General features: G+C 57.6%; 12 protein-coding genes. 10 read left to right on the top strand and 2 right to left on the bottom strand.

Annotated features, from left to right (window positions below):
• Window positions 1-154: 154 nt before the first annotated feature.
• Window positions 155-1,483 (bottom strand): polysaccharide lyase 6 family protein, encoded by a 1,329-nt coding sequence (locus G5S37_RS13960; protein WP_165204909.1) that lies wholly within the window; start codon window positions 1,481-1,483, stop codon window positions 155-157.
• Window positions 1,480-2,865, bottom strand: a complete 1,386-nt coding sequence (locus G5S37_RS13955) for an alkaline phosphatase family protein (protein WP_165204907.1) — start codon at window positions 2,863-2,865, stop codon at window positions 1,480-1,482. Before G5S37_RS13955 ends, G5S37_RS13960 begins: the two co-directional genes overlap by 4 nt.
• 157 nt (window positions 2,866-3,022) lie before the next feature.
• Here G5S37_RS13955 and G5S37_RS13950 point away from each other — a divergent pair, with 157 nt between their 5' ends.
• From G5S37_RS13950 to G5S37_RS13905, 10 genes are all read left to right on the top strand, one after another.
• A complete protein-coding gene (locus tag G5S37_RS13950; protein ID WP_165204905.1) occupies window positions 3,023-3,286 on the top strand; it encodes a GlsB/YeaQ/YmgE family stress response membrane protein in 264 nt (87 codons plus the stop codon).
• 77 nt (window positions 3,287-3,363) lie between these two features.
• Complete coding sequence (locus G5S37_RS13945; protein WP_165204903.1) at window positions 3,364-5,409, top strand: sensor histidine kinase; 2,046 nt, start codon at window positions 3,364-3,366, stop codon at window positions 5,407-5,409.
• 139 nt (window positions 5,410-5,548) lie between these two features.
• Window positions 5,549-6,208, top strand: coding sequence for a hypothetical protein (locus tag G5S37_RS13940; protein ID WP_165204901.1), 660 nt, complete (start codon window positions 5,549-5,551; stop codon window positions 6,206-6,208).
• A 196-nt stretch (window positions 6,209-6,404) separates the two neighbouring features.
• On the top strand, window positions 6,405-7,115 hold the full coding sequence (locus tag G5S37_RS13935; protein WP_165204899.1) for a hypothetical protein: 711 nt from the start codon (window positions 6,405-6,407) through the stop codon (window positions 7,113-7,115).
• Window positions 7,116-7,164: 49 nt separating this feature from the next.
• Window positions 7,165-7,866 carry a hypothetical protein gene (locus G5S37_RS13930; RefSeq protein WP_165204897.1) on the top strand — a complete coding sequence of 234 codons (702 nt, stop codon included), beginning with the start codon at window positions 7,165-7,167 and terminating at the stop codon, window positions 7,864-7,866.
• Between the two features lie 134 nt (window positions 7,867-8,000).
• A complete protein-coding gene (locus tag G5S37_RS13925; RefSeq protein ID WP_165204895.1) occupies window positions 8,001-8,708 on the top strand; it encodes a hypothetical protein in 708 nt (235 codons plus the stop codon).
• A gap of 164 nt (window positions 8,709-8,872) precedes the next feature.
• The gene (locus G5S37_RS13920) at window positions 8,873-9,577 is read left to right on the top strand and encodes a hypothetical protein (RefSeq protein ID WP_165204893.1); all 705 of its coding nucleotides are present in this window, start codon (window positions 8,873-8,875) and stop codon (window positions 9,575-9,577) included.
• A gap of 4 nt (window positions 9,578-9,581) precedes the next feature.
• Entirely contained in the window at window positions 9,582-10,283 is a 702-nt protein-coding gene (locus tag G5S37_RS13915) for a hypothetical protein (protein WP_165204891.1), read from the top strand.
• A gap of 55 nt (window positions 10,284-10,338) precedes the next feature.
• Window positions 10,339-11,058 carry a hypothetical protein gene (locus tag G5S37_RS13910; RefSeq protein WP_165204889.1) on the top strand — a complete coding sequence of 240 codons (720 nt, stop codon included), beginning with the start codon at window positions 10,339-10,341 and terminating at the stop codon, window positions 11,056-11,058.
• Entirely contained in the window at window positions 11,055-11,771 is a 717-nt protein-coding gene (locus G5S37_RS13905) for a hypothetical protein (protein ID WP_206026446.1), read from the top strand. Before G5S37_RS13910 ends, G5S37_RS13905 begins: the two co-directional genes overlap by 4 nt.
• Window positions 11,772-11,881: the final 110 nt, after the last annotated feature.

Below are 11,881 nucleotides of genomic sequence, written 5' to 3'. Positions count from 1 at the left end.
CTCGCACCCCATTCGACCCTTGCGTGACTTCATCTACAATTACGGGCCAAATAGTTCCATGACGTTATCGATGCGAAAAATTGCATGCTGCATGGATGCAACTATTCCGCCTATCGCGAGATAAGCACCTGCCCTACTCTTGCCAAAATGCGGATTATTTCGCCGCAGGAGGCATCCACTTCACTCCGACATCTGCACGATTCACGGGTTTGGCCAATCTGGCTTGCGACACCTTCTCTGGAGCCACCATGGTGATGCCTTCACTCACCGATAACCCAGACTCTCCACCTCCGATGATGTTGCTCATCCACTTCAACTTGGCAGCGGGCTCGATCAACTCAATGGCCACCCCTCCGCGCGTGCGAATGGAGTTTCCCTCAAAGCGACATTCTGGAGGCATGAGCGCCTGCACATCCTTGTCCGCATAGCCGATGAGAACACTGTGTTTGCAGTCAAAGATGGAGTTGCTTGCCACGACCGCGTTCTTCACCTGAAGATAACCATTCGCGGGGGAATCCTTGATGCCATTCATCACGCAGATGGCCGTGCGGGCCTCATCACCTTCGAGATTCTGGAGGTGGTTGCCGGTCACGGTGTGGTTCTCCCCGATGATGCGGATGCCGCCGGTGAACTTGCGATTCTTCCCGTCGAACCAGTTCTGCATGACCAGGCAGCCATTGCCGTGACGGAGGGTGAGCGTGCCCTGGCACTCGATGAACGAATTGCCGCCATACTCGTTGCCGCACGACTTGTTGGAGATGCACTCCACCTCGCCATCACACTTCTCAAACAGGTTTCCGCGGACCACGCATTGAGCTTCCTGCATCGAGGTATCGCTATCGCCCAGACGGATGATTTCACCGCCGTTCTTCCCCAGCCGGGGACGGGGGCCGAAGTAGTTGTTCAGGATTTCATGTTTCGGAGGTTCACCGGCAGCCTCTGGCAGCCAGGCTACCAGCAGAGTGCCCTTGCTGGTTTTTCCTTCAAAGTGGCAGTGTTCCACCACATTCCCGAGGCCATAGAGAGAGACCCACTTCCGTTCCTTGCTGTCCTTTGTTTCCGCGTCCTGCGTGATGGCACAATCACGCAGCTTGCAGTGGCTGGCGAGGTTCTTTGAGTCTTCGCGGAACATCACGACATCCCACTTCAGGGGGAAGCAATTGTGAAACCACAATCCCTCCACCATCAGATGTTGGCCAGCGAGGCGCAAACTGCTGTCGCCGGTGAACTTCACTGCACCAGGAGAGGCCGCGCGCAGCGTGATGGGCTTGTCTTTGCTCCCCTCCCCTTTCAATACGAGCGTGGCGTCCTTCCACTCTCCGGCATCGAGGATGATGGTGTCTCCCGCCTTGGCAGCTCCCACCGCAGCCTCGAAGGCGGCGATATCATTGGCAGCAACGCGTGACTCGGCCGCCGCGAGGGCGTCGCAAGCCAGAAGTGCCAGCGTGAGACAGGGGGTGACGAACGGTGAAAAGATTTTCATTTCAGCACCTCCGTGAGAACGCGGCCATCTGCACCTTTGATTTCCACGCCGAGGAGTTTTGCGATGGTGGGAGCCACATCGATGTTGGCAATCTTATCAAGCACCACACCCTTCTTGATGCCTGCGCCGCTGATGACAAAGCTGGCATCCATGAGGGGATTTGCCGGGGAGTAGCCGTGTGCGCCCTTGGCCTCTCCTGCGGAGACTACTACTTCATCACCGCCGACATCGGCACCGATGACATAACCGTCCTTCGGCGAGAGAATGAGGTCCGGCATGCGTGGGTCCTTGGCCGCAGTTTCCAGGCCGTACTTGGCGAAGTCCTTTTCTTCAATCACTTCCTCGATGCCCTCCATGGCGGCGAGTTTCGGAGTGATGTCCTTCAAGAGGGCTTCACGGTTCGCTTGATCCAAGACGTAGATGTAGGCCACGCCCTGAGCATGGCACCAGACGCGGCGTTCGGTGACCTTGTTCCCCAGCGCGGCCTTGATGAGACCTTCCTTCTTCAGCAGGACATTCGGCTGGATGCGCTTCTTGTAGGTGATGAAGCCGTGGTCCGCCGTGACCACGAAGGTGGTCTTGTCTTTCAGGCCCGCCTCTTCCACGGCCTCCACGATCTGGCGCACACGGTTGTCCGAGTCATTGATGGCCCAATAGGCTTCGGGAGTCTTGCTGCCGTAACCGTGCTGGAGACCATCCACGCTCATGTAATGCAGGCACATGAGTCCCGGCTTGTGTTTACGGATGATGTGGGTGGCGACATTGGCATACAGCCAGTCGCGCATGGGCTTGCCAGCAGTGCCGAGCTTGCACCATTCATTTTGCTTCTCGTAGGGGATGCCTGCTTCCCGGCACTCGGCCAGGAGGGAAGGTGTGCTGTATTGCTCAAAGGTCGCCTGCTCGAATACATCCGGGATGGTCCAGTTCCAGGTCTTCGCCCCACGAGAGGCGGGCCAGCAGACGCCGGCAGTGCTCAGGCCCGCGTCATGAGCCACGTCGTAGATGGTGGGCGTCTTGACGATTTCGTCCTTGTTGAACACCGGGTCGGGAATGTAGGCCACGACCTTCTGCTCCTTGCGGTCGAAGAAGTCATTTCCAATCACGCCGTGCTTCCCTGCATGCACCCCGGTGACAAGGGTGGTGTGATTCGGCCAGGTGACCGTGGGCAGTGAAGTGGTCATCTGCTTCGCTCGCGCTCCCTCAGCCGCCAGGCGCCGGATGGTCGGCATCTCGGCCTTTGGGTCGTCGAAGTAGTAGTGCGCCATGCCATCCACACTGATGAGGATGACGTGCCTGTCTGAGTCGGCGCCTTGGGAAGAACGGATTGGGCCGGAGAGGACGGCGCCAAAGGTGATGAGGATGTAGAGGAAGCTGCAACGCATGCGTCCCCCGAATACGCGCACGGCGGCTCCGCACTTGCAAGGTCTCATCCACGGAGGTGAACTTCCCCGACCATGAGGCCAGAAAAACCGCGCAAGACGATTCAACGTCAGACCGGATGTCCGGTCAGAACGTGCGATAACTCAACTCACTCCTACCATGGGCGAATTCCTCTGGACACTCATCATCGGCCTCGTTGTCGGGGCCATCGCCAAGTTCCTCACCCCGGGGCGTGATCCGGGTGGCTGCATCATCACCATGCTGCTGGGCATCGCGGGTGCCTTTGTCGCCGGTTTCCTTGGTCGTCAACTGGGCTGGTATGCGCCCAATGAGCCCGCCGGGTTCCTTGCCTCGGTCGTGGGCGCGATTCTGATTCTACTGCTCTTCCGTCTCATCTCTGGAAAGAAAGGCCCTGCCGCCTAGCTGGCACCTGCAGTCATCGCGCTACCCAGGTGTGGCACCTTGTGCTTTGGTGGGATAAGAGTTGTCCCACCATCACCATGCCTGTGCCCGTCTGGCCGCCTTCTTCCTTCAGCCGCATCGCGTTTGCGAAGGTGCTGCTGTGGAGTCTAGCGGTCTTTTGCCTTCCTCTCGGGGCGCAGTCACCGGTGCAGACGCTCACCACGGCGCGTGACATTTCGGCGCACGTGACACCCAAGGACGGCGACCCACCGCCGGTGTCCCTGGATGCAGTGGTGACCTTCATGGATCCGGGAAACACCATCTTCCTCCAAGATGATACAGGGGTGACCTTCATCCGTGCGGCGAAGTCCAATCCGCGACCGGCCATTGGCACGCGCCTTCGGGTAAAGGGAGTCACTCACAGCGGTCTCATCATTGGCGGCATCAAGCCTGAAACCATCGAGTTTCTGGGACGGTATGAGCCACCGCCGGCGCCGCGGGAGATTACGCAGGATGACCTGGCCTCCGGAAGATACCACTATCACTACGTGACGCTTTCCGGCGTTGGACGCTCGCTGCATCGTGTGGGGGAAAACGCCTTCACCCTGCGGCTGCTGACCGGCGCGAAAGTGGTCGAGGTGCGGTTCGATGAAGTTCCCACGGAACTCCCGCCCTGGGTGGATGCGGAACTGCGCATCAAAGGCTTGGCGGCGGGCGATATCAATGATCGGCGAGAACTGGTCGCGCCCTACATCCGCGTGCGCAGCATCGATGATGTAGAACTGCTCAAGCGGCCACCGACGGAGGCCTTCAAGTCGCCTCCCCTTCCCCTGCCCGAGTTGCAGCGTGCCATCCCCAATGCACATCGGGTGAAGATTCAGGGTGTGGCGCTGAGCGCCCCGGTCGCCGGTGGTCTCTTCCTGCGTCAGGGGGATGAGAGTGTCTTCGTCCAGACGGATGACACGGGCATCAAGGCGGGTGATGTGGTGGAGGCTCTGGGATTTCCTGAGATGGGTGTCTTCAGCGCGCATCTGACCGAGGCGGAGTGCCGTGTGGTAGGCAGCGAGCCTGTTCCCCAGCCCACGGTGGAAAACCCGGGTGGCCTGCAGGATGGACGAGATGCGGACTTGATTACGACAGAGGTGCAGGTCGCACAGCGTATCGACCGCGATCACGGCACGGAGCTTGTCACCCAGGCTGGGCCGGTAAGCATCGAGGTCACCTCACCCACGGTCCTGCCACGGGAGGTGCAGAGCGGCGCTCTGCTGCGCGTGACCGGGCTGAGCCGCGTGACCGCCACCCGCAGCGACGGTTATCGGGCGAAGCCCACCGCGTATCGACTGTGGCCACGCGGTCCGGAGGATGTGGTCATCCTCCGCAGCACTCCGTGGTGGAACTCCGAGCGCATCGGCCTGGCTTTTGCCGCTCTGGTGGCGCTGGCGCTACTCGCATTGATTTGGATCGCGCTGCTGCGTCGGCAGGTCTCGCGGCAGTTCGCGGTCATCGAGGCGAAGGCCCAGCGTGAGGCCATCATGGAAGAACGCCAGCGCATCGCGCGCGAGTTTCATGACACCCTGGAGCAGGAGCTTGCAGGGCTATCCTTGCGACTGGATGCCGCGCTGCCTCGCGTGACGGATGAAAAGGCGCACGGCCTGCTGGATCAGCAGCGGCGTTTGCTGGGAAGGTTGCAGACGGACACGCGCGATTTTGTATGGGACCTCCGTGATGCCTCGCGACAAGATGCGCCGCTGGATGCGGCGTTGCGCTCGCTGATGGAGCACTTGCAGGTGAACACGGCGGTACCCTTGAAGTTTGAGAGTAATATCACTGAGTTAAAGGTGCCGCCGCTGGTGCAGCATCATCTCCTGCGCATCACGCGTGAGGCGGTGAATAATGCGCTGAAGTATGCTCAAGCAAGGAATGTGTCTGTTTCGCTGGCTTCAGATCCCAGCACCAACTCGCTAAACCTTGTCATCACCGATGATGGAAAAGGATTCGACCCTTCTGTAGCACGAGCACTGGATGGGCACTTCGGAATTCGCGGGATGCAGGAGCGAACAAAGAAGATGGGCGCAGATCTGGAGGTAGTGAGTGCGGAGGGTGCAGGGACAAAAGTAAAGGTGGGGATCAAAGGAGTAGTGTAGCGGTTTATTGTTTCAAACCCATCAGGGGCGAGCCGCTGGAAGCCGCTCCAGCAAGCAAATGACCTGCCTCCACCCTTGCCAGAGCAGGGAAACATTGTTGGGATAGCGTATGGGCGTGAGAAGACTGACGAAATCTGAAATGGCAAGCCTCGGAGTACTGGCGCTGGTGGTCATCTACGCCATTTGGCCGAAAGCACCCGGGTACCTTCGATATGAAAAAGGCAACCTGATTAAAGCCACCGCAAACTGCCGACAGATCATTCTCGCGATGAAAGCGTATGCCGCCGACCACGACGGAAAATATCCGGACAGTCAACTCGGGAATATGCCGCGGAATTCGAACATGGCTTTTCGCAGACTCTTCAACGGAAAATACACCGAGAATGAAATGATCTTCACCTCTCCAGTAAGTCGTTTCGTCCCCGATGGAATCCTTGGTGATGATGACGAGAAGCGCAGAGCATTGGAACCCGGAGAAAACCACTGGGCTCTCACGGCTGGGATGGATATCAACAAGCCTGGTGACATTCCCCTCGTATACGAGAATCCTGCAAACGCATCCTGGCCGCCAAACTGGAGTGTCGACCAGCGGTGGACGAACACCCGCGGCAGATCATGGACGGAGAGCATCGTCGTTGGTCAGAATGACGGCAGCGTGTCCCCACGAGAACTTGCCGCCAAAGAGGGAAAAGCTGTGGGGTTGGCAAAGGAACGCGACGGCAAGGACATCTTCGAACTGGCGATTGACCCCGTGAATTTTCCCAAGGGAGAAGTACTGGATATCGATGCAGGTGAGTGAGACAGGCACTTCTGGATTTGAGGCATGTAGGAGCGCGCCAAGAAGATGGGAGCCACCCTGGAAGTGCAGAGCCAGCCGGGACGCGGCGCACAGGTGAAAGTGGTGCTGGCGGGAGTGGTAGGTTGAGCAGGAAACTTTCTCCAATACAGCACGCTGCGGACTTGCCTTGCAATGCCATTTCTGATGGCATGCAACCATGGATAAAAAGAAGCGCTTTACGAAGGTCGAACTTGGGTTGGGAATACTGGCGCTGCTGCTCCTGACCGCCATCGCATACAAAGTGTTCGAGAGCCTGAACGAACGGAACAACCTCGCGAAGGCTACCTTGAACTGCCGGCAAATTATCACGGCTATGCGAATCTATTCCTCTGATTGCTCCGGCACGTATCCCGATGCAAGGGGCACCGTCTCAAAGACGGCCAACCATGCCTTCCGGAAGCTTTTCGAGGAGCAGATCCTCGACAATGAGATGATCTTTGGATGCCCACTCAGTCCATTCGCTCCTGATGGAGTCATTGCAGATTCCCACATCGAACCCAACTCAAGCAAGTTCTACAAGGCAGTGCAGGCTGGCGAGAATCATTGGGCGATGACTGCCGAACTGGAAGACTCTTCATCAGGAAGCTTCCCCTTGCTGTACGAAAATCCTGTCAGCGCCACGTGGCCTCCAAAGTGGAATGCTGACATGTCCGAGAATCCGGTGCGTGGCCGTGCCTGGAAGAGTGGCATCATCGTTGGACTCAATGACAGTAGCGTGAGCCTCGAACCACTGGCCTCGGCACATGGGGCAGCTGTGGGTCTGCGTCCCGATCCCGAAACAGGCAAGGCCTTGTTCGAAGCGGCATTCGATGAAGCTGAGGCAGCCTCAGATGATCCTTTTAAGGTTGAAGTGCTGGGTGTGGAGTGACACACGCCGCGGACTTGCCTTTCCCAGCAATCTCTGTTGGTATGCAACCATGGATAAGAGGATGCGCCTCACGAAGGTCGAGCTTGGGGTGGTAATTCTGGCGCTGCTGCTTCTGAGCGGCGTTGCATACAAGCTATCCGAGAGAGCCTCTGAGCGGAGCAAGATCACGCAGGCCATCTCCAACTGCCGGCAAATCATCACTGTAATGCGTATCTATTCCCCGGATGCCTCTGGCAAGTATCCTGACAGGGACGTCATTGGCACAAAAACAGCCAACAAGGCCTTCAGGCTCCTCTTCGAGGAGAACATCCTCGACAATGAGATGATCTTTGGCTGTCCCCTCAGCCCATTTGCACCTGATGGAGTCATTGCGGATCCCCACGCCGGACCCAACTCAAGCAAGTCTGGCAAAGCCTTGCAGGCTGGCGAGAATCACTGGGCTATGACGGCGGGACTCAGTGATGGAATATCAGGAAGCATCCCTCTTATCTATGAAAATCCCGTGAGCGCCACGTGGCCTCCGAAGTGGAATGCAGACATGACCGGAAATCCAGTGCGCGGCCGTGCCTGGAAGAGTGGCATCATCATCGGCATGAATGACAGCAGCGTGGGCTTCCAGCCTCTGGCTTCGACACATGGGGCAGCCGTGGGTCTGCGGCCTGATCCATACACAGGAAAAGACTTGTTCGCAGAGGCTCTAGAGGCGGCCTCAGATGATGTTTTCAAGGGTGAGGTGCTAGATGTGGAGTGAGCATCAGCCGTCGAACGGAGCCCAGCGCAGATGCCATTACGATGGTTCCTGGGGATATGTGAAGGGACTGTGAATTGTATGTGAAGGCCTGATTCCGCCTTGTTCCGCAAAAGCTTTTCTGGTGCCATGGCCTCATGGAACGCAGACAAATACTGAACAAGGCGGAACTGGGTATGGGAGTGCTTACCTTCTCGCTGCTGACGCTCCTCCTGGCGACTGTATCGTGCGATGGGGGTCATCGGATCCAGGAGAGAGGCAATATTACGAAGGCCATCTCCAATTGCCGCCAGATCATCACGGCCCTGCGCATCTACTCTGCGGAACACGATGGGAAATATCCGGATGCCCAGGTGCAAGGAGCGAAAACTGCGAACACGGTCTTCCGCAAACTCTTCGATGAAGCTATCCTCGACAATGAGATGATCTTTGCCTCGCCCGTCAGCCCGTTTGTGCCTGACGGCAAGATTGAAGATGCGTACCTCGGTCCGCAAGATACCAAGTTCGCCAAGGCGGTGGCGGCCGGAGAGAATCACTGGGCGATGACGGCGGGATTGAATGACTCCGCCCCTGGAAAAATCCCCTTGGTATATGAGAACCCGGTGAGCGCCGCGTGGCCGCCAAGGTGGAATGCCGACATGGCAAGCAAGCCTGTGCGGGGCCGCACCTGGAAGAAGGGCATCATCATCGGACTCAATGACAGCAGCGTGAGCCTTCAACCGTTGGCATCCGAGCATGGCCCATCCGTAAGCCTGAAGCCGGATGCTGCCACTGGCAAAGATGCTTTCGAGGCAGCGATTGATCCGAAGACCTTTCCCAAGGGAGAGGTGCTGAATGTGGAATGACCTGAGGGATCTCCACCTTCCTACATACCAGACGCAGCATCACCTGTATGACCGCCCTTCCAGGCAGGTCGCCGGAGAAACCATGCCCAAATCACCCCTTCAATCCCAAGAACCTCTCCTGTGGAACAGGCCTGACTACAAGCCATCAAACATGTTACATACCCATGAATGAAGAAGCCCCCGCCCCCAAGAAGACACGCCTCACTTTTGTTCAGGTGATGGTGGCACTCCTGGCCCTGGCGCTGCTCGCATCATTGGCGGTGCCTACCTTTGGCCGCACCTGTGCGAGAGGCAACATCACCAAGGGCATCTCCAACTGCCGGCAAATCATCACCGCGATGAGGATCTACTCCTCGGATCATGGAGGTGAATATCCGGATGCGACACTGACGGATCCGCAAAGTTCCAACGAAGCCTTCCGCGTGCTGTTCACAGAGAACATTCTCGACAACGAATTGATATTCGGCTGCCCGATCAGCCGGTTTGTTCCGGACGGAAACATCGGCGGCCGCGATGACCCCGCGCGGAAGAGTGCCGTAGATGCTGGAGAGAACCACTGGGCGATGACGAGGGATCTGACGGACAGTGCTCCGGGGGGGATTCCGCTGGTGTATGAGAATCCGGCGAAGCCGACCTGGCCCCCGGTGTGGAACGCGGATGCCAAAGGAACGAATGCGCGAGGCAGGGCGTGGAGCAATGGCGTCATTGTTGGGCTGAACGACAGCAGCGTGGGCATCCAACCGCTGGAGTCAAAGAGTGGGACAGCGGTGCCGCTAAGGAAAACGGAGGGCAAAGACCTCTTTGAGGCGGCGATCAATCCCACCACTCTTCCCACGGGAGCCATGCTGGATGTGGAAGGAGCACCTTGAGTCTATGAGCTACGTCATCCAATCCAACAAGAACCCCCGCCTCGATTGCTTGAAGATAGTGGTGGGCCTGATAGCCTTCTGCCTGCTGGCATCGGTGGCCGTTACGTACCTTGGTAGCACCTCCAAAAGGGGCAACATCACCATCGGCATTTCCAACTGCCGACAGATCATCACTGCGATGAGAATCTATTCGTCGGACCACGGCGGAAAGTACCCGGACGCTGCGCTGGCCAGTCCACGAAGCTCCAATGAGGCCTTCCGGGTGTTGTTTCAGACGATGGCCATCGATAACGAGTTGCTCTTCGGCTGTCCAATGAGTCCGTATGTTCCTGACGGCGACATTGGCAAGGCACCCGATTTCAAGCAGGCGCTCGAAGCGGGCGAAAACCACTGGGCGCTCACCAAGGGGCTTTCAGACAGTGACTTGGGTAGCATTCCTCTGATGTTTGAGAATCCATCCGTGGCTACATGGCCACCCAAATGGAACCTTGATGCCAAGGGAACCAAGACTCCTGGGCGTTCTTGGAGTAATGGCATCATCATCGGCATGAACGATAGCAGCGTGGGCATTCAGATGCTGGGGTCCAAAACGGGGACAGAGGTGCCTTTAAAGGACCTGGTCAATGGTGACGGAGAGAACCTATTTACCCAGCACGGCACTGACTGGACGATCCTGAACGTGGAATCAACTCCGGGCGCAAAGTGAAGAAGACACACTCAACGTAAAAATTGCGCCCGCAGATCTATAGACCCCATGTTACATGAGCAGCGCCATTCAAGGAATCAAGAGGTTGCTTTCCGGCTGTATGAGTGTGCTGGCGATGGTGGTCGCGATACTCATGCTCGGCTCGCTGGTGATTCCCTTCCTTTCAATCACCAGAGAAAAGGACAAGAGACTCACTGGCATCTCGAATTGCAGGCTAATCCTCACGGCGATGAGAATCTACTCCTCCGATCATGACGGGAAATACCCGGATGCAGAGCTCTCCGACCCGCGGACTTCCAATGAAGTCTTCCGGGTGCTGTTTCAGGAAACCATCTTGGACAATGAGCTCATCTTTGGATGCCCACTCAGCCCCTTTGTCCCTGATGGTAACATCGGCGCGACGCCGGACTGCAAGCAGGCACTCGAAGCGGGCGAGAACCACTGGGCAATGACGAGGGGTGTTTCGGACAGAGACCCAGGAAGCATTCCTCTGGTGTACGAGAACCCGGCAGTTGCCACTTGGTCACCAAAATGGAACGTAGATGCGAGGGAAACTGAGACTCGCGGTCGTGCATGGAGACTCGGACACAGGTCGTCTCCGAGTGGAGTCATCGTGGGCTTGAATGACAGCAGCGTAAGTATGCAGCCGCTCGATTCGGACACGGGGGTAGAGGTGCCGCTTAAGAAGGTTGACGGCAGAGACCTCTTTGAGGCGTCGATTGAGCCCGCCACTTTTCCCAAGGGAGAGATTCTTGACATCCAAGTTCCCCAATGAGCGAAGGCCCTCAACCACACCAGAAACGCGGATGCACTTGGGTGCAGGTCATCGTAGGTTTAATTGCCGCGCTCCTCGTTGCATCAGCGCTAATCACACCACGCACCGGACTTAGAGAAAGAGGTGAAACAAGCAAGGGCATCTCCAACTGCCGGCAGATCATCACGGCACTGCGCATCTACTCTTCCGATCACGATGGAAAGTATCCGGACGCATTTCTGCAGAACACAAGCAATGCCAACGAGGTCTTCCGCGAATTGTTCAAGGCAGGCGTCCTCGAAGGTAGTGATGCTGAGAGTATGTTCGGCTGTGCAGTGAGTCCGTTTGTTCCTGATTTCAACATCGGTGAGGCACCCGAGTTCAAGCTGGCAGTCGAAGCGGGAGAAAACCACTGGGCGATGACGAAAGGCGTGAATGACCGGGACCCCGGTAGCATACCCCTGGTGTATGAGAATCCGGCCGTGGCTACTTGGTCACCCAAGTGGAATGTCGATGCCAAAGAAACCAAGACGCGCGGGCGCGCATGGAGGAATGGCATCATCATTGGCATGAACGACAGCAGCGTGGGAATTCAGCCGCTGGCGTCAAAGACGGGAACAGCAGTGCCGATGAAGGACCTTGGTAGCGGTAGCGATCAGAACCTCTTCAGTCAGTACGATGACAAAGCCCCTGCGGGTGGGTGGGTGATTTTGGATGTGAAGGCGAAGCGCTAGAGGCAGCCGGCCGGAGGCCAGCGCTCCCAGGGCTGCTGGGTATTTGAGATGCTGTCAGAGGGGGCGGGATGCTCCGGTTCGACTGTGTCTGCCCCACCCCTCCTCTTGAC

It is taken from the genome of Roseimicrobium sp. ORNL1, assembly GCF_011044495.1.
Classification (GTDB): domain Bacteria; phylum Verrucomicrobiota; class Verrucomicrobiia; order Verrucomicrobiales; family Verrucomicrobiaceae; genus Roseimicrobium.
The sequence above is the reverse complement of the archived record's forward strand: the minus strand, read 5'-3'. Positions and strand labels throughout refer to the sequence as shown.

Bases quoted from the DNA above. Each gene is read 5' to 3' on its own strand.
- G5S37_RS13910 (WP_165204889.1), top strand. From the start codon at position 10,339: ATGAGCAGCGCCATTCAAGGAATCAAGAGGTTGCTTTCCGGCTGTATG.
- G5S37_RS13950 (WP_165204905.1), top strand. From the start codon at position 3,023: ATGGGCGAATTCCTCTGGACACTCATCATCGGCCTCGTTGTCGGGGCC.
- G5S37_RS13915 (WP_165204891.1), top strand. From the start codon at position 9,582: ATGAGCTACGTCATCCAATCCAACAAGAACCCCCGCCTCGATTGCTTG.
- G5S37_RS13960 (WP_165204909.1), bottom strand. From the start codon at position 1,483: ATGAAAATCTTTTCACCGTTCGTCACCCCCTGTCTCACGCTGGCACTT.
- G5S37_RS13955 (WP_165204907.1), bottom strand. From the start codon at position 2,865: ATGCGTTGCAGCTTCCTCTACATCCTCATCACCTTTGGCGCCGTCCTC.
- G5S37_RS13905 (WP_206026446.1), top strand. From the start codon at position 11,055: ATGAGCGAAGGCCCTCAACCACACCAGAAACGCGGATGCACTTGGGTG.
- G5S37_RS13930 (WP_165204897.1), top strand. From the start codon at position 7,165: ATGGATAAGAGGATGCGCCTCACGAAGGTCGAGCTTGGGGTGGTAATT.
- G5S37_RS13945 (WP_165204903.1), top strand. From the start codon at position 3,364: ATGCCTGTGCCCGTCTGGCCGCCTTCTTCCTTCAGCCGCATCGCGTTT.
- G5S37_RS13920 (WP_165204893.1), top strand. From the start codon at position 8,873: ATGAATGAAGAAGCCCCCGCCCCCAAGAAGACACGCCTCACTTTTGTT.
- G5S37_RS13925 (WP_165204895.1), top strand. From the start codon at position 8,001: ATGGAACGCAGACAAATACTGAACAAGGCGGAACTGGGTATGGGAGTG.
- G5S37_RS13940 (WP_165204901.1), top strand. From the start codon at position 5,549: ATGGCAAGCCTCGGAGTACTGGCGCTGGTGGTCATCTACGCCATTTGG.
- G5S37_RS13935 (WP_165204899.1), top strand. From the start codon at position 6,405: ATGGATAAAAAGAAGCGCTTTACGAAGGTCGAACTTGGGTTGGGAATA.